The organism is Microbacterium sp. GXS0129 (genome assembly GCF_044769785.1).
GTDB classification, from domain to species: Bacteria; Actinomycetota; Actinomycetes; order Actinomycetales; family Microbacteriaceae; genus Microbacterium; species Microbacterium nymphoidis.
In genome coordinates this window covers 749,112-772,402 of sequence record NZ_JBIZVZ010000001.1, presented here as the reverse complement: position 1 = coordinate 772,402, position 23,291 = coordinate 749,112, and the positions used below count along the sequence as shown (strand labels likewise).

At 67.6% G+C, this 23,291-nt stretch carries 16 protein-coding genes and 1 riboswitch; of the genes, 8 read left to right on the top strand and 8 right to left on the bottom strand.

The window, feature by feature from the left end; translation table 11 throughout:
• Positions 1-227: 227 nt before the first annotated feature.
• Genes ACIQJ5_RS03405 through ACIQJ5_RS03395 form a run of 3 tightly spaced genes read left to right on the top strand, consistent with a single transcriptional unit; the run spans position 228 to position 3,452 of the window.
• Positions 228-1,565, top strand: coding sequence for an extracellular solute-binding protein (locus tag ACIQJ5_RS03405; RefSeq protein ID WP_231090416.1), 1,338 nt, complete (start codon positions 228-230; stop codon positions 1,563-1,565).
• Positions 1,566-1,582: 17 nt separating this feature from the next.
• Positions 1,583-2,539, top strand: coding sequence for a carbohydrate ABC transporter permease (locus ACIQJ5_RS03400; protein WP_231090417.1), 957 nt, complete (start codon positions 1,583-1,585; stop codon positions 2,537-2,539).
• Position 2,540: 1 nt separating this feature from the next.
• Entirely contained in the window at positions 2,541-3,452 is a 912-nt protein-coding gene (locus tag ACIQJ5_RS03395) for a carbohydrate ABC transporter permease (RefSeq protein ID WP_231090419.1), read from the top strand.
• A 77-nt stretch (positions 3,453-3,529) separates the two neighbouring features.
• On the opposite strand, the gene ACIQJ5_RS03390 is transcribed toward ACIQJ5_RS03395, so the two are convergent.
• The 5 genes from ACIQJ5_RS03390 to ACIQJ5_RS03370 form a co-directional block, all read right to left on the bottom strand.
• A complete protein-coding gene (locus tag ACIQJ5_RS03390) occupies positions 3,530-4,474 on the bottom strand; it encodes a class C sortase (protein ID WP_402840881.1) in 945 nt (314 codons plus the stop codon).
• Positions 4,475-4,569: 95 nt separating this feature from the next.
• Entirely contained in the window at positions 4,570-6,168 is a 1,599-nt protein-coding gene (locus ACIQJ5_RS03385) for a SpaH/EbpB family LPXTG-anchored major pilin (protein WP_402840878.1), read from the bottom strand.
• Between the two features lie 89 nt (positions 6,169-6,257).
• A complete protein-coding gene (locus ACIQJ5_RS03380; protein WP_402840876.1) occupies positions 6,258-9,830 on the bottom strand; it encodes an SdrD B-like domain-containing protein in 3,573 nt (1,190 codons plus the stop codon).
• Between the two features lie 821 nt (positions 9,831-10,651).
• Positions 10,652-11,278, bottom strand: coding sequence for a DUF4304 domain-containing protein (locus tag ACIQJ5_RS03375; RefSeq protein WP_402840873.1), 627 nt, complete (start codon positions 11,276-11,278; stop codon positions 10,652-10,654).
• Between the two features lie 72 nt (positions 11,279-11,350).
• Entirely contained in the window at positions 11,351-12,376 is a 1,026-nt protein-coding gene (locus ACIQJ5_RS03370) for a LacI family DNA-binding transcriptional regulator (RefSeq protein WP_402840870.1), read from the bottom strand.
• Between the two features lie 42 nt (positions 12,377-12,418).
• On the opposite strand from ACIQJ5_RS03370, the gene ACIQJ5_RS03365 reads away from it, so the two are divergent.
• Together ACIQJ5_RS03365 and ACIQJ5_RS03360 are read left to right on the top strand one after the other, a co-directional pair.
• Positions 12,419-14,032 (top strand): sodium-dependent transporter, encoded by a 1,614-nt coding sequence (locus tag ACIQJ5_RS03365; protein WP_231090428.1) that lies wholly within the window; start codon positions 12,419-12,421, stop codon positions 14,030-14,032.
• A complete protein-coding gene (locus ACIQJ5_RS03360) occupies positions 14,029-14,163 on the top strand; it encodes a methionine/alanine import family NSS transporter small subunit (RefSeq protein ID WP_231090429.1) in 135 nt (44 codons plus the stop codon). The genes ACIQJ5_RS03365 and ACIQJ5_RS03360 overlap by 4 nt, the downstream gene beginning before the upstream one ends.
• A 30-nt stretch (positions 14,164-14,193) precedes the next feature.
• Here the strand turns inward: ACIQJ5_RS03360 and ACIQJ5_RS03355 are convergent, their stop codons facing one another.
• The 3 genes from ACIQJ5_RS03355 to glyA form a co-directional block, all read right to left on the bottom strand.
• Complete coding sequence (locus ACIQJ5_RS03355) at positions 14,194-15,399, bottom strand: MFS transporter (protein WP_402840865.1); 1,206 nt, start codon at positions 15,397-15,399, stop codon at positions 14,194-14,196.
• An 83-nt stretch (positions 15,400-15,482) separates the two neighbouring features.
• Positions 15,483-16,364 carry a bifunctional methylenetetrahydrofolate dehydrogenase/methenyltetrahydrofolate cyclohydrolase gene (locus ACIQJ5_RS03350; protein WP_231090431.1) on the bottom strand — a complete coding sequence of 294 codons (882 nt, stop codon included), beginning with the start codon at positions 16,362-16,364 and terminating at the stop codon, positions 15,483-15,485.
• Complete coding sequence (gene glyA, locus ACIQJ5_RS03345) at positions 16,361-17,635, bottom strand: serine hydroxymethyltransferase (RefSeq protein WP_231090433.1); 1,275 nt, start codon at positions 17,633-17,635, stop codon at positions 16,361-16,363. Before glyA ends, ACIQJ5_RS03350 begins: the two co-directional genes overlap by 4 nt.
• Before the next feature lie 35 nt (positions 17,636-17,670).
• A riboswitch (ZMP/ZTP riboswitch) is annotated at positions 17,671-17,752 on the bottom strand.
• 140 nt (positions 17,753-17,892) lie between these two features.
• Between glyA and ACIQJ5_RS03340 the strand changes: the two genes are divergently transcribed.
• From ACIQJ5_RS03340 to ACIQJ5_RS03330, 3 genes are all read left to right on the top strand, one after another.
• A complete protein-coding gene (locus ACIQJ5_RS03340; RefSeq protein WP_402840860.1) occupies positions 17,893-19,425 on the top strand; it encodes a family 20 glycosylhydrolase in 1,533 nt (510 codons plus the stop codon).
• A gap of 26 nt (positions 19,426-19,451) precedes the next feature.
• Positions 19,452-20,609, top strand: coding sequence for an N-acetylglucosamine-6-phosphate deacetylase (gene nagA / locus ACIQJ5_RS03335; protein WP_231090435.1), 1,158 nt, complete (start codon positions 19,452-19,454; stop codon positions 20,607-20,609).
• A gap of 367 nt (positions 20,610-20,976) precedes the next feature.
• Positions 20,977-23,136, top strand: a complete 2,160-nt coding sequence (locus ACIQJ5_RS03330; protein ID WP_402840855.1) for a sigma-70 family RNA polymerase sigma factor — start codon at positions 20,977-20,979, stop codon at positions 23,134-23,136.
• The last annotated feature ends 155 nt before the right edge of the window (positions 23,137-23,291 follow it).

Below are 23,291 nucleotides of genomic sequence, written 5' to 3'. Positions count from 1 at the left end.
ACACTGCCCGTTGACGGATCACATTACATCGTTGGAACGGAACTGTCGAGCCTGCACTCGACACCGCCGAAAACGGACCTCGTGACCGGTCCCTTCCGCATGAGATTGAGAAATCGCCATTGCCAGGCGAACCATCCCGCGCTACCGTTACCACGTTGAAATGAGTGCGACTCGGCTCAACCCGAGAATCCGTTCTCGGATCTCGTCGACAAGGAGGTCACGTACGAATGCCTGATACCTCACTCCGGCTCACACGCCGGGGGTTCCTCGCTGCAGCACTGGGCGCTGCAGCCGTTCCCCTGCTCGCAGGGTGCTCCTCACCGGTCTCCGCAGGCCTGTTCGGAAGCAGTCTGAAACCTGAGACCCTCGTGTTCTGGAACCTGTTCGGCGGCGGTGACGGCGTGCGCCTGCAGGAGATGCTGGACGTCTACCGCACGCAGAACGGTCCGGATTCGCTCCAGGCCACCACCTTCGCGTGGGGCAACCCCTACTACACGAAGGTCACCCTGGCGACGGTCGGCAACAAACCGCCGGACGTGGCGGTGTCCCATCTCACCCGGGCGAAGCCGCTATGGCAGGGCGGCTTGCTGGACCCGATCAGCGAGGAGGATCTCGCCAGCGTCGGTCTCTCGTCCGCCGACTTCTCGGAGCGGCCGTGGAATGCGCAGATCACCGACGGACAGAACATCGCCATCCCGATCGACACGCACCCGCTCGTGATGTTCTTCAACGAGGCGGTCTGCGAGAAAGCGGGTCTCATCTCCGGCGGCAAGCTGCACAAACTCGACGGCATCGACACCTTCGAGCAGGCCCTCGCCGCGATCCACGACGTGACCGGCGGCGAGGCGATCACCATCGCCAACGTCGGAGGAGAGAGCGCAACACCGTGGCGCGTGTTCTGGACGCTGTACAACCAGCACGAGGGAGCCACCCCGTTCCTCTCCGACAACGGCGCCAGGCTCACGGTCAACGAGGAGGTCTTCCTGTCGGTGATGGACCGCATCCAGGCCTGGGTCAAGAACGGGTGGACCAACAAGGGCCTCGATTACGCCACCGCGCAGTCCTACATGTTCACCGAGAAAGCGGGTCTGTACCTGCAGGGTGAGTGGGAGATCTCCACCGCCCAATCGGTGAAGGGCCTGAAGTTCGGCATGGTGCCGGTTCCGACGCTGTTCGACAAGCCCGCATCCCAGGCCGACTCGCACGCGCTGATCCTGCCGCGCAAGGAGCGCACCCCCGAGCAGCGGCTGCAGGCGATGCGGTTCATCAAGTCGATGCTCGACCAGTCGATGACCTGGGCACAGGGCGGTCACGTTCCCGCCTATCTCCCGACCGCCACCAGTGCGGAGTTCGCGAACCTCGTCCCGCAATCCGACTATGCCTCCGCCGCGGACTCGGCCGTGTATGACGATCCCGCCTGGTACGGCGGATCGGGATCCACGTTCGAGGGCATCGTCGGCGCGCAGCTGGGCCTGGTCCAGCAACTGTCCATCACGCCGCAGCAGGCGCTGTCGGCCATCAAGGATCAACTCGCCGTGTACCTCAACACGCCGAGCCCGCTCTGACCCGGAGGTACGACGACGTGACCACGGCAACCCTCACCGTCCCGCGTGCCGCGCGCGGCACGCACCGCACAGCCAGCTCCGGCTACGCCGGCGCCACCACCGGCACCGCGCGCAGCGCGTGGCTGTTCATCGCCCCGTTCGGCATCTTCTACCTGGCCTTCCTGCTCGGCCCGACGATCTACATGCTCGTCATGAGCTTCTTCAACACCTCGACGGTGCGCACCGGCCTCGGATCGTTCGCCGGTTTCGCGAACTACGCGGAAATGCTCACCCGGGCGGACTTCTGGAGTTCGCTGTGGCACACGCTGCAGTTCACGCTCTACACCACGCCGCCGCTGGTGATCCTCGCCTTCGTGTTCGCGGTGCTCACCAATCGGATGCGCCGCTTCCAGTGGTTCTACCGGCTGGCGTTCTTCCTCCCCTACATCCTCCCCTCTGCCACGATCTCCCTCATCTGGGTGTTCATCTTCACCCCCACCACGGGTCTGTGGGCTTGGGTGGAGTCGCTGTTCGGGATCACGCCAGGATCCGGGGTGCTGTCAGACCCCAACACCGCGATGATCGGCATCGCGATCGCGACCCTGTGGTGGACGATCGGGTTCAACTACGTGCTGTATCTCGCCGGCCTGCAGGAGATCCCGCGCGAGCTGTACGAAGCAGCCGCCGTCGACGGTGCGAGCCCGTGGCAGCAGATCCGCTACATCACCATCCCGATGATCAGCAAGACCACCACCCTTGTGGTGCTGCTGCAGATCATCGCGAGCCTCAAGATCTTCGACCAGGTGTACCTGATGACCGGTGGTGGCCCCGGCATCTCGACGCAGGTCACGCTCGGCGTGATCACCAGCACCGCGTTCACCGACAACCGCCTCGGTGCCGCGTCGGCGGCGAGCGTCCTGCTGTTCATCGTCATCGTGATCGTCGCGATCATCCGGCAGCTGTTCGAGCGCGCCGCCGCCCAGAAGGAGAGCTGAGATGACCGACACCATCAACATCACCGTTCCCCGCAAGCGTCGCGACGGAATCTCGGCCGCTGCGCCGGGTTCGCGGGTGCGAAAGCCGGTGAACGGACGCACGTTCAATACGGTCGCCGCCGTCGTGCTCGTGATCTTCTCCGTGATCTGGCTGATCCCGAGCCTGTTTGCGCTGAAGACCGCGCTCACCGACAACGGAACCGCCGCGATCGGGGCCGCCGCGATCCTCAGCGACTGGAATCCGACGCTGTACTCGTTCTCCACGCTGCTCGGCTCGGGCGATATCTGGAACTGGTACCTGTCCAGCGCCATCACCTCCGTCGTCACGTCGGTGCTGACCGTACTGCTGGCCTCGATGGCCGCCTACGCCCTCTCTCGCCTGAGGTTCCGCGGCTCGAACACCGTCATGCTGCTGATCGTGCTCGGGATCATGATCCCCGGCCAGGTGCTCATCGTCCCCATCTTCCAGGAGCTCAACGCGCTCGGCCTGCTGAATACCTACTGGTCCGTGATCTTCCCCCAGGTTCCTGCGGTGATCGCGGTGTTCATCTTCAAGCAGTTCTTCGATTCGATTCCGCGCGAGCTGGAGGAGGCTGCGGTCATCGATGGGGCGGGCACCTGGCGCATCTACTGGTCGCTGATCATGCCGCTGAGCCGTCCGGTGATCGCCGCGGTGACGATCCTCACCTTCGTTGGTGTGTGGAACAACCTGCTGCTGCCCCTGTACGTCCTCTCCAACCCGGATCTGATGACGATCCCCGTGGGCCTCGCCACGGTGCAGGGCAGCTTCGGTCAGCGCTACGCCGACATCCAGGCAGGCGCGATCCTCGCCGCTCTCCCCCTCGTGATCCTGTACCTGATCTTCCAGCGTCAGATCGTGGAGGGCGTGACGGGTTCGGGCCTCAAGGGCTGACCGTTTCATTGCGCGCAATTGGCCCCTATCCGGGTTGGATAGGGGCCAATTGCGCGCAATGAAACGAATCGATGGGGTCAGATCGCGAGAGCGTCAGCCGCCTCTTCCTCTTCCTCTTCCTCCCGCGCACGCTTCTTCGTCGCGGGCCGGCCCATACGGCGTACGAGCCACCACACCAGGACGATCCCGCCCAGGGTGATCCCGGCGTACGCGACGAACCACCAGGGGAAGGCCACCGCCGCCGGCCCCTCACCTCGGGCGAGGTCCTCGGGCGGGGTCGGGAGGATGCGCGCTCCGGTGACGAGGATACGGTGGGTGTTGATGCCGAGCGGGGTGCAGGTGACCAGCGTCACCAGGTCCTTCCCCGCTTCCTGCCGCAGGCTCGCGTTGTCCTTCGGATCGACCACCTTCGTGTCGATCACCTGGTAGCTGACCGTGTGCCCGAAGGTGGTGATGGAGAATGTGTCCCCCTTCTTCACCTGGTCCAGATCGGTGAACATCCGGGAATTGGCGAGTCCGCGATGAGCGGTGATCACCGAGTGCGTGTCGATACCGCCAACGGGCAATGACGTGCCCTGCAGGTGCCCGGCTCCCTCGAGCAGCGCCTCGTCGCTGGTGCCGTGATAGATCGGGAGATCCACGCTGATCGACGGGATCTGGATGCGTCCCATCAGTCCGTGTCCGGCATCCAGCAGCTTCCAGTAGTTCAGCTCGTCACCGTCGAGGCTGCCGGATCCGGTGGGGACGTTGGTGTTCGCCGCGAGGATGGCACCCGAGGAGAGCTTCGAGTTGTACTCCTCGGCGATCGCAATCTGGTCCTCCGGCGGCGGTGATGCCGCCACCACCTGCTGCCCGTAGCTCTCGAGAGCGAGCGACTGGTTGTATGAACTGACCCAGGCGGCCGCTGTCGGGTACATCACCAGTGTCAGCCCGGCCCAGGCCAGCACGGCGGCCACGATCACGGACACCCGCGATCCCCGGGTGCCCGCCTGGGCTCGACGCTGTTTCTGTCGTGTGGTCATCGGTCCTTCTCCCCTGGACGACGCGGCGTGTTCAGATCGCAGAAGTGCGGGGGCGCACTGCGCGCCCCCGCACTTCTGCGATCAAGACCGGTCTGTCAGGACTGGTCGGCCGTCTCGTCGTGACGACGGCGGCGAGCGATCACGATCACGCCGGCAGCGACGACGATCAGGGCGATGCCGCCGATGGTCAGGATCAGCTGGCCGTCGGAACCGGTCAGCGGCAGGCTCGGAACGCCCTGCTGCTTGTTCGTGATGGTCACGATCGGGTTGGCGGCGCCGACCGCGCCCGGCTGCACGACGATCTCGGTGAGAGCGGCGTCACCGGTGGGCAGGATGAAGCCCGCGGGGGCCTTGATCTCCTGGATCACGTAGCAGCGCGCCTGGTAGTCGTGACCGGCGACGGTCGTGTTCGTAACGGTACCGTCAGCGGCGATCTCGAGCTCGGTGTCACCAACCCAGAGACCCGGGATCGTGACCACACCACCGGCACCGGCGGTGACGACGTACGGGTCGGTGGTTCCGGGCTGGGTGACCTGCTTCAGGTTCGCGAAGTCAGCCTTGCAGCCGGCGACGTCCATCGTGCTCATCCACACGGTGAACTCCGCACCAGACAGACCCTGGCCGGTGTTGTCGGCGTTGACCTTCTTCAGCTCGAGCGCACCCCAGCGCGTCTGCACGACGTTGGTCGGGTTGCTTCCCGGAGGAGTTCCCGGGGGAACCGTGCCGATCTGCAGGTCGTTCAGGTTCACGAAGGCCTGGTTGTCGATCGTGCCGATGGCGTTGGCGGCGGCGGTGAAGCCGACGACCACGTTCTGACCCGGCTGCAGCTTCGCCAGGCCCGGAGCCAGGAACGTCACGGTGAGCGTCTGGCCGCTCCAGCCGAAGGTGTAGTCCGTGCCCTGCACGAACGTCGCCCCGCCGAACACCTTGACGGTGACCTTGGACGGGTCGGTGTCCGGTGTGAGCTTGGTGTCCAGCGTGTCCGTGAGGATGAACTTGTCGTACATCTCACCAGCAGCCAGCGCCGGGATCTTCGTCGTGATCTCGTAGTCGATCGGAGCGCCCAGCGCTGCGCCGTTGTCGTCCTGGTGAACGATGTTCTTGCGCGGGCCCTCGGCGACGGTGTTCTTGGGGTAGACGTTCACGTCGTACACCCACTCGCCGTCCAGGTTCTGCAGGTCGTGCGGCGTCGGCAGCGCGACGACGAACGGAGCGGCCGGAGCCACAACCTTGCTCGGTGCCGAGATCTCACGCACGAAGTACGGGCCCAGCGGCAGATCCGGGGTCGTCGACAGACCGTTGCTGTCCGTCGCGGGAGCCGGAGCACAGTCCACGAGGTTGTAGGAGCCGAGGGTGGTGACGCTCGTCGAGGCAGCAGCCGCGAGCTGTGCCGGCGTGATCGCCTTGAGAGCGTCCCAACCGGTGTTCGTGCCGTCGAACAGGTCGATGCCATCGATGGTGCAGTACTCGAACACGACGCCGGCGATACCGGGCGTGTTCGGCGCCGTACCCGTGCCGTCGGGCGTGCCCGCACCGTTGCCCGGGTTCTCGTGCTTGTGGATGATGATCGAGCCCGTCTGGGACTGATCGATGTCGGCAGCGAACGCGGATGTCGCCATGCCGGTGCCGGCCAGCGCGAGCACAGAGCCCAACGCAACTCCCCGCAGCAAACGCTGCTTGCGTGAGATTGTCATGTGGATAGTTCCTTCTGTTCTAGTCGGGATTTCGACGGGAATGGTTATCGGGTGTGTTGCGTGGGGTTTGTGGGAATCCATAGGCGAACTCATTCGCTCACGGATGACGCGCGGCGGCGCCAGATGAAGAGGAACACTCCGGCGGCGAGCACCATCAGCACGCCACCACCGGCGAGGAAGTAGTCACTTCCCCATCCACCGGTCAGCGGAATCGCGGGCACGCCCTGCTGCTGGTTCACCACGTCCGGCAGCGTCGTCACGGCCGTGTCGCTCAGGACCGTCACCGCGATCGGATCGGTCAGCAGCACGAAGCCGACAGGCGCCTTCGTCTCCACCAGGGAGTAAGTTCCCGGCTTCAGCTTGCCGACCAGGAATGCTCCGGCCGCAGGATCGGTATCAGCACCGGTGCAGTCCGCAGCCGCCGCAGCGACACAGTCGACGACGACGACTGCAGGACCGGTCGCAGCCCCGGCTGCATCCACAGGCGTGAGAGTCCACTCCGAACCCTTCAGGGCGTTGCCCTCCGGGTCCACCTTGTGCCACGCCAGCTTCACCGAGACCGGGTTGACCACGGTCTTGTCGAAGTAGCGGTTGCGCAGCTCGCCGAACGCGTCCGGCTTCACCGTAACCGAGTAGGAGACCTTGGCCTCTTCCCCGGGCTGCAGCACACCGGTCCACGTCAGCAGCTTGGTGGCCGCGTCGTACGACGCCGCACCCAGGCCGGCCGGATCAATGGTGATCGACGCGGGATCGATGTCCGCATTGTTCACCACATCGGTCAGATCGTCCGTCACCGAGAATGCGTTGGACGCGACAGCTCCGGTGTTCTTCACCGAGATCGTGTACGTCACCACATCACCCGGGTTCACGAGCTCACCGTTGCCGGGAACCGCGACCTTGTCCCACGTGATGATCGGGTGCTCGGTCGTGATGTTCGGCTCGACGAGCACGTTCGTCAGCGTGCCCGTGGCGCCCTCGTCGATGACGACCGTGTAGGTGATCTTCGCCGTGGTCGCCGGCGAGAGCGGGTGAGCGGTGCTTGCCGTCCACACGATCGTCTTCGCCGTCGCGTCAAACACGATCTCGCCGCACGTCGCGCCCGCAGGGCCCTCACACGTCAGCACGGGAGTCGCACCGGCAGGAGCCAGAGCAGCCTTGTCCAGCACCCCGGCCATGTCGTCCGTGAGCGTGCCCGCCGTGATCGCCCGGGTGTCGCTCGGGTTCACAGCCGTGACCGTGTACGTCACCGAGTCGCCCGGCTTCACAACCGTCCCGGGAACCGGGTCGGACGTCTTGCCGAACGTCGGCGTCACCGGCAGCGGAATGATGTAACCCGCATCGATCGTGTGATCGTTCTGACCCGGTCCACCCACGTGGAGGTTGTACCGACCCGTCGCCGGGTCCGGGTTCGAGTCGATCTCCCGCACGGACCCTGCCTCGTTCATCGTCAGCGAGAGATCGCTCCACGGCTTCGTGCCGGTCACGGTGCCCAGGTTGACCGTCCCCGTCGCCGGCTTCACGAACTCCACCACGTAATCCGTGTCCGTGGTCATCGCGGCCGTCGTCAGCGACGAGAAGTAGTACTCACCACGAGCGTTTGTGACCACTGTGGCGATCACCGAACCGTCCTTGATGAGGTTCACCGTGACACCGGGCAGCGGAACTTCCGTCGGGTCCTGGGTTCCATCGCGATCCTCGTCGAACCACACGCGGTTACCGATCTGGATCGGCGCCTGGTCACAGATCACTTCAAGGTCGGCAAGACCGCCACCCTTGCGGAAGCTGTTGGTTGCCGTGGGCACGTTGAGACCGCGGGAGTTGTCCGTACCGTCGCGGTTGATGAGACCGAGACCGACCTGCCACAGTCCCTGCGGGTCGACGATGTCCGAGGCGATCGTCGTCTCGACGCGCGAGAGCGCCTGGCCGGAGTACAGACCTTCCTGGTGGCTGCCGTTCTGGAAGTCACCCACGTAGTACTCACGGAAGGTCCGCGGCTGGCCGTGCGAGTCGGTCCCCGCGACGTTGTTGTTGGTGCAGATGCTGCCCGCAGCGAGCGGCTCGCCGGCGTAGTTCGGGTCCAGCACGAAGGTGCCGTCCGTCAGCTTGCACCCGCGCACCAGGTCGGCGCCCGACGTGGGCTCCACGTTGTCGGAGACGCCTCCGGTACGAGTGGGGTTCTGCGAGCGGTGGGGTGCCTGGTCGCTGAAGCGGTCACGGAGCCCGATGATCAGATCGCCGTTCGTGTCCTCGATGATGTCGGCGAGGATCGGCTGCGGGTACGAGGTCCAGCCCCAACACCCGTTCGCGTTCGTGGTCAGCTGGTTGGCCGTGTTCGGGTAGCTGCCGATCCAGGGCCACCAGCGGCCGATGCCGCCCGTGTTCAGCGGCTCGCCGCTGCAACTGCCGTCGGGGAACGCCTGGCCGCGGCCATAGTTGAGCGACTGGTCCAGCACGATGTTGCCGAAGGTTCCCGTTGCGGGGTCGAAGGCGTACACCACGGCGCGCATGTCGTCACGGTTCTGGCTGGTCTGCGCGGAGCAGACGCCGCCGACGTAGCTCGTGAACATTCCGACGCCCTCGCCGAAGGGCCGCCAGTCGGCAGGCTCGGCGCAGGGGTTCGGGATCTGGTAGGACCCCAGGAGCGCGTTGGCACCCGAGGCTGCCATGCCGTCGTAGACGTAGACCTTCTGGTCCTCGAGGTTGGTCACGAACAGGTACTTGTCGTCGTTCGTGATCTCCAGCTCACCGAGCGACTTCTTGGCGACCTGGTCGAAGAAGCCGTAGTCGTGCATCGTGGTCTGGTCGTGGGTGTCCGGACCGACGTTCGGCACGGTCGCCCACAGCGTGGCACCGCCCGTCGCCGGGTCGGTCACGTAGATCGCGCCGGGACCGCCGGGGCCGTAGTTGGAGCTGCGGCGCGCAACCGCGCTGGAGAACACCCGCTTCGTGGTCCCGTTGTAGGCAATGCCGTACAGCGCGCCCGTAGCCCCCTGCTCGGCCACCTTCGCCGGAGCCGTGGTCAGGTTGTAGTTCGTCGAGAAGAGAGAGTGATCGGTGGGGTTGCTCACAAAGCCCGGCGTGCTGTTGGGCAGACACGCCCCAACAATGGTCGCGTTCTGCTGGCAGTAATACGGCGGGTACCAGAACGCAGCGTTCACATACGCTGCTGCCCCGTTACGCACATCGACGAACTCTGTCGAGCTGGAGAGCTTCTTGTTCGCCGCATTCGCGAGGTCTGCCGTCGTGACCGCAGCGGATGCGCCGGTGCCGTTGGCCGCGAAGCTCGGGAAGAACGTCCCCGGATGCGGGTTGGCGACATCCACCCGGTACTGACCCCCGACGAGCGCGGAGGCCGCGGGAGTGAACACCGCGTTTCCATTCGCGTCGGTCTGCACGGTGATCGAGGCACCGTTCATGTCGGTGAGGGTCACGTCCACGCCGATGAGCGGCGGCTCCATCGTCGTCGAGTCGACGAGCCCGTTGGCGTTCACCTCCTGCACCACGTGGACGGTGACGGTGCCATCGCCGGGCGCGGCCGATGCGGTCGGCGCGAACGGCGAGCACAAGCCGGCCAGAACCGCGACGAGTCCGGCGACCACCGCCGTTCGGCGCCCGGCGGACGCTCGTGTTCTCCGCGGTTCGCGTGTATGAGTGATCGTCATGCCACTTCCTTGTTCTGTGCAGCACGAATGCTGCGTTCTCCCATGCGTGCTGCATCTCCCACACACATCCCCATGCGTATGGGAGAGATCCCCAGTGCCCCGCTCCAGGCCCGCTCCAATGTTCGGGAGAGCGGCTGTTGTACGGCGGGGCGTTTCGGTTCATGCTCACATGCCACGCATGTACCGTCCATATATGGCAGGGGAATGACCCCAGCACTGGGGTCATTCCCCTCTGGCCGCTGGAGAACCGCGCCTTGACGCCCTGACGAGCGGGACCGATCGCGGAGCAGAGCAGTCGACGACGACCCTGACCTCAGCTGTGGGGTCAAACACCTGTCGCGGCTCGACGGCACGGGCGACGATTCGTACTCTGTGCCCGCAGGGGTTCCGTCGGGGTTCTCCTGCGGAGGCGATGCGTGCGACACGATTCGGGGGAAGCCGTGACCATGGCGTCGCCGGAGGCACCGCTCTCCCGCTTCCTCCCCTGAGCACGAGCGGCGCCCCGCGAGGTGGCCGGGCGTGGAGAGCAACGGCCACCTCGCGCCTGCTTCGTCGCACGCCGCCCGACGTTGGCGGAACGTCGTCCGGGGCGACGCCCGCCCCGGACGATCACGCTTGACCCCTGTGCGGGGGTCAACTTCGGCGCGCCCTAGCTCAGGACGGCCCGCGTTCCATATCCTGACGTTCGCAGTGGCACTGTCGGAGGTCTGCTGCTCGATGCACACGCATGGCGTTCCGGGGGGACCCTCATCTCATGTGCATCACCCGATGTGCAGTGTCCTCGTTCTACCCCCTTGGGCGAGGGCACTGCGCATCGGTCATCAGCCGCCGTCTGCGCTCTCGAAGGCACCCGCTGCGAGGGCGGCGAGATCATCACGCAGCGCGGTGGCGCGCTCCGCGACGCGAGGCAAGGCGGCACGGGCGATCTCGCGGGCCAGCTCAGGGTCATGCAGCAGCAGTGCCACCCGCGCCCAGGTCCGCATGTGCGCCGGGTGGGGCGCCTCCGTGATCATGGCGCGCGCCCGCGCGTGGAAATCCTCGGGGAACACCGTCAGCGGGCCGAAGAACGCGGCTGCCTGACGCTCCCATTCCGATCCGAGGAAGGCCACCGACTCGGACGCCTCCTCCGCCGTGCGACCGTAGGCGAACTCAGAGTCCTGAGCATTGCGGAATCCCGCGATGACCGAGCCGCGCCATGCGCAGTCGTACTCGCGCAACGCATCGGGATCCGGTGCCGACGTGGTGGTCTGTTGATCGAGTGTCAGGAGGTGCACACCGAGGTTCACCTGGAACACCGCGCTTCGAGGCCGATGCTGGATCTCCACGACGTGCACGACTCCCCCGTCGAAACGACGGCGGGCGATGTCGCCCTTCCGCTGGAAGCCGGCGGCGGTCAGCATCGGCCAGAACTGTGCCCGCAGGTGGCGGTTGATCGTCGTGCGGTCCATGATCGTCCTCTCCGTCTCGGTTCATCGTGCGCAGTTGGTTCCCACCCCGGGTGTTTTGGAGCGAAGCGAGCGCTATGAAAGGGGTGGGGCCGACGGCCGCGACGCGGTGCTGGCACGTTCGACGATCACGTGACCGACGGTGGTCACCGTCTGGGCGGCGGCCCGGTCCGAGATGCGCGCCGCCAGGCGATCCAGCGCGGCGTTCGCGAAGGCGGTCTTGTCGAACGACACGGTGGTCAACGGCGGGGTCGCGAACTCCCCGTCCGCCACGTCGTCGAACCCCGCCACGGACACGTCTTCCGGAACGACGATGTCCCGGCGCCAGAGCTCATTGAGCACGCCGATGGCCAGGGAGTCCGTGAAGCAGAAGATGGCCTCCGGCACCGGGTACTCGTCCAGATACCGATGTATCGCGGCCGCTCCCCCGCGCGGGGTCCAGTCGTCGCAGGAGATCTCGAGGCTGTCGTCCGCGTCGATGCCGCCGTCGGCGAGCGCGCGACGGTACCCGCGCGTGCGCAGCACCGCCGTGGAGGTTCCCGATCCCTGATCCGACCCCACCACGGCGATGCGCCGATGCCCTCGCTGGATGAGCAGCCGGGTCATGTCATACGCCGCCTGGTCCGGATCCACCCGGACCTGATCCAGCACGGGCTGTTCGACCTCGCCGATCACCACGGCGGGCGGGAGCTCGGACGCGTCGGGCAGCTCGAGTTCGTCGGTGACGGTGGGGTTCAGGATGAGACCGTCCACGAGTCGCGCCCGTGCCCGCAGCAGGAGCTGGGCCTCACGGTCGGGGCGACCGCCGGTCTCCTCGATCTGCACGCCCCATCCGCGCGCATGAGCGGCTTCGACGAAGTGGTGCGCCATCTCCGCCGAGTACGGGGTGGCGAGGTCCGGCAGCGCCAGGGCGATCACGCCGGATCGCCCGTTGCGCAGCCCTCGCGCGGAGAGATTGGGGACATAGTCCAGGTCGCGCAGCGCCGCCTCGACGCGCTCCTTCGTCTCGGGGCGCACGTAGACGACACCGTTGATGACGTTGGAGACGGTCTTCGCGGACACACCGGCGCGAGCGGCCACGTCCTTCACGGTTGCGCGCATGCCTGCCCTCCTCCCCGCCGATCAGCCTAGTAGGGTGCTGGGATGGCGACCGCAACGAAGCAGCCAGCCCGCCGCGAGGCATTCGGCTCGAGAAACGTGTTCATCCTGTCGGCGATCGGTTCTGCCGTGGGCCTCGGCAACATCTGGCGATTCCCCTATGTGGCGTATGAGGGTGGTGGTGGCGCCTTCCTCATCCCGTATCTGTGCGCCCTGCTCACCGCAGGCATCCCGCTGCTGTTCTTCGACTACGCCATCGGTCACCGTTTCCGCGGATCCGCTCCGCTCGCGTTCCGGCGCATGCATCGCGCAGCAGAGCCGCTCGGCTGGTGGCAGGTGCTGATCTGCGTGGTCATCGCCACCTACTACGCCGTGATCATCGCGTGGTCGGCGATGTACACCTGGTTCTCCGCCCAGCTGACCTGGGGCAAGGGCAACGAGCAGGACTTCTTCTTCACCGATTTCCTGCGCATGGCGGACGTCCAGGAAGTCGGGGTCTCCGCGGAGTTCGTCCCACAGGTGGGCATCCCGCTGCTCCTGGTCTGGCTCGTCGTGATCGTCATCATGTGCCTCGGCGTGAAGCGCGGCATCGGTGCGGCCAACATGATCCTCATGCCACTGCTCACCCTGATGTTCGTAGTGCTGGTGGTGCAGTCGCTGTTCCTCCCCGGTGCTCTCGATGGGCTCAACGCGTTCTTCACCCCCGATTGGGAGGCTCTCGCGAACCCCGCGGTGTGGGCGTCGGCCTACGGCCACATCTTCTTCTCGCTGTCGGTGGCGTTCGGCATCATGGTGACCTACTCGTCGTACCTGAAGCGGCGCACCGACCTCACCGGCTCGGGCCTCGTGGTGGCCTTCGCCAACTCCTCGTTCGAGATCCTCGCCGGCATCGGCGTGTTCGCCGCGCTGGGGTTCATGGCCGCGGCTCAGGGAACGGATGTGTCGGGCGTCGCGAGCTCCGGCATCGGCCTGGCTTTCATCGCGTTCCCGACGATCGTCTCGAACGCGACGGGCGGCTCCATCATCGGCGTCCTGTTCTTCGGCGCCCTGGTGTTCGCCGGAGTCACCTCGCTCATCTCCATCCTCGAAGTGATCGTCGCAGCGCTGCAGGACAAGCTGGGATGGCGACGCGTATCCACGACCCTCGTGGTGGCGATCCCCCTGGCGGTCATCTCGATGGCCCTGTTCTCCACCACGACGGCGCTGGCGGTGCTGGACACCGCGGACGCGTTCGTCAACGCCTTCGGAATCATGGCGGTGGCGCTGATCGCGGTGATCGTTGTCGCCTGGTTCCTGCACAAGCTCCCGGCGCTGCAGGAGCACCTGAACCGGCGCTCGAGCTTCCGCATCGGAACGATCTGGAAACTCCTCGTCGGCGTGCTCGCGCCGGTCGTGCTCGGCTACCTGCTGGTCAACGAGCTGATCTCGAAGATCTCCGAGCCCTACAGCGGGTATCCGGGGTGGTTCCTCGCGATCTTCGGCTGGGGAATGGCGATCGCTCTGATCGTGGGCGGGGTGATCCTCTCCTTCGTGCCGTGGAGCAGGACATCGCACGCCAAGGACGACCCGGACTACGACGAGTTCCTGGTCGACGAGGCATACGATCCCGACCCGGAGACCGGCAGTATCCAGGTGGCGACGAAGGCGGGTGCGCGATGACGACGACGGCAGTGGTGATGATGATCGTCGCGATGGTCACGGTGTGGGGCGGGCTGATCGCCGGCATCGTGAACCTCGCCCGCCACCCGGAGGAGGAGGGAGCCGAGCCGGTCCCCCCGGTGGAGCTCTAGCGTCCTCGCCGCACCGGCGGAGGACGCCGACTACGAAGAAACCGGCTCTGCGGCGGGCACGTTGCGACGAAGCCACGCGAGGGTGGCGAGGTGCGCGAACAGGGTGAGGGCGAGCACGCCACCGGAGATGAGCAGCAGCTGGTCCGCGCTGGAGCCCGCGACCAGCGCGACACCGCCCAGCGCGCTGCCCAATCCGCTTCCGAGCATCATGGCGCTCGTGTTCACGGCGAGCACGAGCGCCGCGACGGTGGGTGACACCATGGCGGCCAGCCGCGCCTGACCGGCCACGCCGGAGCCGCCGTTGAAGAACGCGCACACCAGGAACCACGCCACACCCGCGATCGCTCCGAGGATGCCCGGAAGCATCAGACCGAGCCAGCCGAGGACGGCCGCGGTCACGACAGCGGTGAGAATCACGGTGAGCACGGCGACCGGCCCGCGCCGGTCGATCACCCGTCCCGAAACGAGATTGCCGACCAGGCTCACCACACCGTAGCCGAACAGAGCGGCGATCATCGGATAGCCCTCGCCGATGCGCGGACCGAGGATCAGCGTGGCGTAGGTGAAGCAGAGGTAACTGGCGCACATCAGGCCGGTCGGCACGATGAGGGCCAGCAGGATCCGCGGCTGCGTGAGCGGGCTGAGCGCCTCGCGCACGGTTGTGGCCGGCAGATGCAACGGCGTGACCCCGCGGAAGATGCCGACCATGGCCACAAGACCGACTCCGACGACGAGGAAGATCGGGATACGCCAGTCCGCCTGTCCGATCACGAGCCCCACCGGCACCCCGAGCGCCGTGGCGAAGAGGAACCCGCCCATCACCCAGGACAGGGCGCGTCCGCGGTACTGCTCGGGGGTGGCGGCAACGACGTAGGAGCCCACCGCCGCGCTGAGCAGGGCGCCGCCGAGGGCGGAGACGACCCGTCCCGCCATCGCCCAGAAGTAGGTCGGCGCGAGCCCGACGAGCAGATTCCCGAGAACGAAGACGCCGAGCGAGAGCAGGATCGTCGCCTTGCGCTCCCAGCGTCCGGTGAGGGCGCCGAGGACGGGTCCGCCGATCGCGCTGGTGACGGCGAACACGCTCATCAGCTGGCCGGCAGCGGCGGCATCCACCTTCAGATCGCTAGCGATCTGCGGCAGCAGCCCCGCGAGCACGTAGCCGTCGATGCCCATCGAGAAGTTCGCGACGGCCAGCCATACCAGGGCGCCGATGCGGAACCCGCTTCTGTCGTTCATCGTCCTCGAATCCTCATCGATCGGGTACCGCAGGCGAGAGCGGGGCGGGCTCCTCCGAAGAAGAGCCCGCCCCGGCAGTGGCATCAGACGAGACTGCGCTCGGCTGCTTCCACCACGTTGGTCATCAGCAGGGCGACGGTCATCGGACCCACCCCACCGGGGTTGGGCGAGAGGTAGCCCGCCACATCCTCGACGCCCGGGGCGATGTCGCCGTACACCTTGCTCTTGCCGGTCTCCGGGTCATCCTCCCGCGTGACGCCGACGTCGAGCACGGCGGCGCCGGGCTTGACGTCTTCCGGCTTCACCAGGTGCTTCACTCCCGCGGCGCCCACGATCACATCGGCCTGACGCAGATAGAACGGCAGGTCCCGCGTTCCGGTGTGGGTGAGGGTGACGGTGGCGTTGATCGCGCGCCGCGTGAGCAGCAGCCCGATCGAGCGTCCGATCGTCACGCCGCGCCCCACGACCACCACGTGCTTGCCGGTGAGGTCGTAGTCGTTGCGCAGCAGCAGCTCGATGACGGCCCGCGGCGTGCACGGCAGCGGCGTCTCGATGGGAGCGTTGACGTTCAGCACCAACCGGCCGAGGTTCGTGGGGTGCAGGCCGTCGGCGTCCTTCGCGGGGTCGATGCGCTCGAGGATCGCGTCGGTGTCGATGTGCTTCGGCAGCGGCAGCTGGACGATGTAGCCGTGGCAGGACGGGTCCGCGTTGAGGCGGTCGATGACCTCCTCGACGTCGGCCTGCGTGGCATCGCCCGGCAGCTCCACCTGAATGGAGTTCATGCCGATCGCCTCGGACTGGCGGTGCTTCATGCCCACGTACAGCTGCGATGCGGGGTCCGCTCCCACCAGCACGGTGGCGATACCCGGCGTGACGCCCTGAGCCTTGAGCGCGGCGACGCGTTCGGTCAGCTCGTCCTTGATCGCCTGAGCGGTGGCCTTGCCGTCGAGGACGACAGCGGTCACTGTGCCAGCCCCGGGTACAGCGGGAACTTGTCCGCCAGCACCTGGACGCGTGCCTTCAGCGCCTCCACGTCGGCGCCGGGCAGCAGCGCGAGCGCGATGATGTCGGCGACCTCGGCGAAGTCGGCGTCGTCGAAGCCGCGCGTCGCGAGGGCGGGGGTGCCGATGCGCAGACCCGAGGTGACCATCGGCGGGCGCGGGTCGTTCGGGACGGCGTTGCGGTTCACCGTGATGTGGATCTCGTGGAGGAGGTCTTCTGCCTGCTTGCCGTCGATCTCGGCGTCGCGCAGGTCCACGAGCACCAGGTGCACGTCGGTGCCGCCCGAGCGCACGGCGATGCCGGCGTTCTTCACGTCGTCCTGCAGGAGACGATCGGCGATGAGCTTGGCGCCGCGCAGCGTGCGCTCCTGACGGTCCTTGAACTCCGGTGTGGCCGCGAGCTTGAACGCGGTGGCCTTGGCCGCGATCACGTGCATGAGGGGGCCGCCCTGCTGGCCCGGGAAGACGGCCGAGTTGATCTTCTTCGCGATGTCGGCGTCGTTGGTGAGGATGAAACCGGAGCGGGGGCCGCCGATGGTCTTGTGCACCGTGGAGGAGACCACGTGGGCATGCGGCACCGGGTTGGGGTGCACACCCGCGGCGACGAGACCGGCGAAGTGCGCCATGTCCACCCACAGGTAGGCGCCGACCTCGTCGGCGATCTCGCGGAACTTCGCGAAGTCGAGCTGGCGCGGGTAGGCCGACCACCCGGCGATGATGACCTTCGGCTTGTGCTCGATGGCCAGGCGGCGCACCTCGTCCATGTCGACGAGGGAGGTCTCCGGGTTCACGCCGTACGCGACGATGTCGAAGAGCCGGCCGGAGAAGTTGATCTTCATGCCGTGCGTGAGGTGGCCACCCTGATCGAGGGACAGGCCGAGGATGGTGTCGCCCGGACGCGCGATCGCGTGCAGGACGGCTGCGTTCGCCGTGGCGCCCGAGTGCGGCTGGACGTTGGCGAACTCGGCGCCGAACAGGCTCTTGGCACGCGCGATCGCCAGCTCCTCGGCGACGTCGACCTCCTCACAACCACCGTAGTAGCGCTTGCCCGGGTAACCCTCGGCGTACTTGTTGGTGAGAACGGAGCCCTGCGACTGCAGCACGGACACCGGCACGATGTTCTCGGATGCGATCATCTCGAGGTAGTCGCGCTGACGGGTCAGCTCGCGCTCGAGGACCTCGGCGATCTCGGGATCGACCTCGGCGAGCGGGGCGTTGAAGTAGGAATCGGTCATGGCGGATGCCTCCACGAGGGTGTTCTGCGTGTTTCCGAATCGACCCAGGCGCGCGGTCGAAGATGTGAATCGCTTCCCGGTGGTGACCCACCTTGTACGCCAGTCGCGACACCAGCGAGTGTAGCGGAAGCGGTGAGGCGTGCGCCGCTTCCGGAGGGCGGGACGAAACCTGCGCGCCGCGACCGATCTGACGGATACGCTGCGAATTCGTGAGCTCGTCGTGGCTTCCGCCTGTCGCGTTTGTTAGGTTTCCTTACATGTCGATCGGCGTCGCTCCACTCCCCCTCATCCCCTTCCCGGTCTCCGTCGCAGACGCACCCCCGGTGCGCCTCACCGAGGCCACGCGCATCGTGACGGGCGAGGTGACGCGCGGTGAGGCCTTCCTCCTTGCCGCAGCGATCGCCGAACGCACCGGATTGGACATGGAGCTCGTCATCGGCGTCTCCCCCGAACCGGGTGACATCGTGCTGGCGCTCGGCCCGGGTGGATCGGACGAGGGGTACACGCTGCGCACCGGCGACGGCGTCCTCATCCAGGCCGAGACCCCGCGCGGCGCATACTGGGCGAGCCAGACGCTGCGCCAGCTCCTCGCGCGGGACGCCGAGGGCTGGTTCGTGCGAGGGGCAGACATCACCGACCGCCCGCGCTTCGCCTACCGCGGCGTGATGCTGGACGTCGCCCGCCATTTCTTCTCCGTGGCCGAGGTCTGCCGTTTCATCGACGGCGTCAGCGCGTACAAGATCAACGTGCTGCACCTGCATCTCACCGATGACCAGGGGTGGCGAATCGAGCTGGAGGGCTGGCCGAAACTCACCGAGCTGGGCGGTCGCACCGCGGCGCTCGGTGACGAGGGCGGCTTCTACACGGCCGAAGACTACGCCGAGATCATCGCGTACGCGGCTGCGCGCCACATGACCGTGGTGCCTGAGATCGACACCCCCGGCCATACGCACGCGATCACGGTGGCGTACCCGGAGTTCACCGAGCAGCCGGTGATGAACGATCACCTCGAGTCCGATGCCGCGCGGCTGAACCAGGCCCTCCCCGTCTTCGGTGAGCCCTACGTCGGCTGGGGTGTCGGGTTCTCGTCGGTGAAGGTGGGCGATGCCGCTACCGACGCCTTCATCGCGGATGTCTTCACGCAGGTGGCCGCCATGACACCGGGGCCCTGGGTGCACCTCGGCGGAGATGAGTGCCTGGGCACCGATCCCGCCGACTTCGCCGCCTTCGTGGCGACCGCGAGCGCGGCGATCGCTGCCACCGGCAAGACTCCGGTCGCCTGGCACGAGGCGGGCCGCTCCGGCGCGCTGGCTGCGGGAACCGTGGGCCAGTACTGGGGATTCCGCACCCCGCAGGCGGGCGTCGCCGATGCCGCGCGCACCTTCGTGGACGGCGGCGGATCACTCATCATCTCGCCCGCGGACGTCGCGTACCTCGACATGAAGTACGACGCGTCCACGGAACTCGGTCTGACGTGGGCGGACGGACCCACGAGCGTGGAGGAGTCCTACGCGTGGGACCCCGCCGACATCGTCCCCGGCGTCGATGAGGCGCAGATCCTCGGAGTCGAGGCACCGCTGTGGACCGAGAGCGTGCGCACGCCCGCCGACATCGACTTCCTCACCTACCCGCGTCTGCCGGGCCTCGCCGAGATCGCCTGGAGCGCGCGGGACGGGGCAGAGCGCAACTGGGCTTCGCTGCGCGAGCGCGTCGCACAGCACGCGCCGGCGTGGCAGGCTGACGGAATCGGCTACTACCGCAGCCCCGAGATCGCCTGGCCGCAGGCGTGACCGCCGGGCCTCTGACAGGAGCATCCATGCGCACCCTCATCCATTCGGTCGACATCATCGAGTCGGGCCAGCGCCTGCCGGGAGCATGGGCTCTGCTCGACGACGACGGGGTACTCGCGACCGGCCAGACGACGCCCTGGCAGGATGTCGCGGCCGAGGCGGATGTGGTGATCGACGCGGTCGAAGTGGCGGGTGAGGGCGCGATCCTCACGCCGGGATTCATCGACGTGCACGGGCACGGCGGCGCCGGCTTCGCCTACGACGACGGTGTCGACGCTATCCGCGCCGCCCGGGACGTGCACCGCAGCCACGGCACGACGCGCGCGGTCATCTCGCTGGTGACCGCGCCGATCGACCAGCTGGCGGCCAACGTCGCCCTGATCGCCGGGCTCACCCGCACCGACCGCGACATCCTCGGATCGCATCTGGAGGGCCCGTTCCTGGATCCCGGTCACAAGGGGGCGCACGATCCCGAGCTGCTGCGCGCTCCTGAGGTGGGCCTCGTGCAGCGCCTGCTCGATGCCGGTGAGGGGACCGTCCGGCAGATCACGCTCGCCCCCGAGCTCACCGGCGGCCTCGATGCCGTGCGCGCCGTGGTCGCCTCCGGTGCCATCGCGGCCGTGGGACACACCGACGCGGACGCCGAGATCACGGGCGAGGCGTTCGACGCGGGTGCGACGCTGATCACCCATGCGTTCAATGCGATGCCCGGCATCCACCACCGAAAGCCCGGCCCGGTGGTCGCCGCCGCGTCCGATCCGCGCGTGCGACTGGAGATCATCGCCGACGGCACCCACGTGGATCTTGATCTCATCCGGATGATGTTCGCCTCCGCTCCGGGGCGCATGGTGCTGGTCACCGACGCGATGGCTGCAGCCGGCGTCGGTGACGGCGACTACATCCTGGGGGCTCTGGCGGTGGAGGTGCGAAACGGCGTCGCCCGTCTTGCGGAGGGCGGATCGATCGCCGGATCGACGCTCACGCAGGACGCCGCGCTGCGCAATGTGGTGCAGGCGGGCGTTCCGCTGGAGCAGGCCGTGGACGCCCTCACCCGCACTCCCGCCGAGCTGATCGGCCGCGGCGAGGATCTGGGACGGCTGCGTCAGGGGTACGCCGCCGACGCCGTGCTGCTGGATCGTGATCTGCACGTGCGCGCCGTGTGGGCGGACGGCGCCCGCGTCTGAGGTCACACGGACCGGAGAGGAAAGGGGCGGCCGTCGGATCGACGTGCCGCCCCTCTTGTCCGACGGGAGCGGGCGCTCGCTGGGGACGAATAATTGCCTCGGCTCCCCCTGCCGAACTGCGGCCGCTGGGGACGATGCCGCACAGCTCAGGGTACCAAACGGACCTGGCTTTTTCTCAGCAACTTGGCGACATCTGGGTGTGCCGAATGCACATCCACAGGCGCCGTCCGGCGATCGCCCAGATATCCACAGTGCGCCTCCCGCAGACTGGACGCGCCGTCGATTTCACGCGAGAATATCCCAATGGCCGTGTGGTAGCCGGCCTATTTCGCCCCGAACGAAAGCCACCGTGCACCCTGAAGATTCTGTGACGCCCGACGTCGTACCCGATACGACGCTGGTCGAGCGCACCCGCCAGGGGGACACGGAAGCCTACGGCGAACTGTGGCAGCGCCACTACTCGGCAGGTATGCACGTCGCCCGTTCGATCACCACGAAGATCGACGCCGACGATCTCGTGCAGGAGGCGTACACCCGCATCTTCCAGGCGATCCGCCGCGGCGGCGGACCCACGGGGGCGTTTCGCGCCTACCTGTTCTCCAGCATCCGCAACGCCGCTGCCAGCTGGGGACGCGCCAAGAACGACTCCCCGATCGAAGACCTGGACGCTGTCGCCGATCCGCACACCACGGATCAGGCCGCCGAGGAGGCGCTGGATCGCGGGTTGACGCATCGTGCTTTCCGCAGCCTGCCCACCCGGTGGCAGGAGGTGCTCTGGTACACCGAGATCGAGCAGATGAAGCCCGCGGCAGTCGCTCCGCTGCTCGGGATGAAGCCCATGGCGGTCGCCCAGCTCGCAGCGCGCGCCCGTGAGGGTCTCCGCGAGGCGTGGATCACGGCACACCTCGCCAGTCTTGACGACGGTTCCCCCTGTCAGTGGGTCATCGAACGCCTCGGCACCTACGCGCGCGGGACGATCAGCAACCGCGACCGAAGCAAGGTGCAGGACCACCTCGCCGGCTGCGCGCGATGCACGATCGTCGCCGAGGAAGCGCAGAACGTCTCCCACAGACTCGCCTTCGTGCTGCTTCCGCTGACGATCGGCGCCACCGGTGCGACCGCATACCTCGCCACCCTGCAGGGCGGCGGGACGGCCGTTGCCGCGCTGGCTGCGGGCGCGACGCCAGCGCTGCCCGCCACCATCGCTCCGGCGATGCCAGCGGCCGTGGTGCACGGCGGTGCGGCACATGGCGGTGTGATCGCGGGCGCGTCCGGCGGGGGTTCCGCGGCCGGAGCCTTCCACCCCGTCCCCGCTGCCGATGTCTCGGCTGCCGTGGCGTCGGCGGGCGGATCGAGCGGCGCCGGTGCGGGAGTCATCCCGATCAGCAGCGCCCCCCGTGCGGGCGGCGCCGGCGGCGCGGCATCCGGGGGCGCCGGAGGCGTGGCGTCGGGCGGCAGCGGCTCAAGCGGCGGAGCGGGTGCCGGTGGCGGTGCCGGGGCCGCGGGTGGAGCCTCATCCGCCACGGGCATCGCGACCATCGTCGGAATCGCCGCGGCCGGTGTGCTCATCGCTGGAGCCGCGGTGGCCGGGACGGTGCTCTCGTCTCAGCCCCCCGCCTCGCAGCAGGAGGCCGCGGGCAGCAGCCAGGACGGCGGCGGGCTGGATGTGAGCGTGGACGACTCGTCCGCCTCCCCCGCCCTCGCGGCCACATCCTCCCCCACACCGAGCGATCTGCCCACGCTGCTGCCGACCCCCTCCGCAACGCCCACCACGGCTCCCACTCCCCTCACCTCGCTCACGCCGATCCCGTCTGTTCCGCCGGTTGCCACCGCCGCTCCGGAGCCGAGCGCGGATCCGGAGCCCACGGTGGACCCGGGGCCCACGGTGACGCCCGAGCCGACGGTTGACCCGGAGCCCACGGTGGACCCGGAGCCCACGGTGACGCCCGAGCCGCCGTCGCCCGAACCGACACCGACACCGACACCGACACCGAGCCCGACGCCTACGGTGACGCCGAGCCCGACACCCACACCGTCGCCGAGCCCGACGCCCACGCGGTCGCCGAGCCCGACACCCACACCGACGTCATCGCCAAGTCCCACGCCGACACCGTCGCCAAGCCCCACATCGACGCCGACGCCGACGCCGACGCCGACGGTGGAGCCGACGCCCACGCCCACGCCCACCTCGACGCCGGACCCGACGCCAAGCCCGTCACCCACGCTCGGCCAGATCGACCCGTGGGACGCGTGGCTGGGCCCGGATGCGCTCGGTGTGAGTGTGCTGAACCTCATCTTCGCCACGCCGAACGACGGTCGCCTCGCGGCTGTCGTCGACGACAGCGAGTACCCGTCCACTGTCGTTTCCCTCCTGGGGAGCACCGTGATCTCCCTCTCGGTACCCACGGACGAACTCGATACGAAGCTCATCTCGTTCGTGGTTCTCGATGGCGACGGCAAGGTGGTCTCCAGCACAGCCGAGGCGCTCACCGCAGCCGAGTGGAGCAGCCGTTTTCGGGTGAACTGAGCGGCGGCGTCTCGCCGGTCGCATCAACTCCTCGACACGCGACCGGGCGCGGGACGCGAGCCGACAAGTCCCTGCGCCGACAAGACCCCGCGCCGACAAGACCCTGCGTCGACAAGACCCCGCGCCGACAAAGCTCTGCCGAACACGGCCGCTCG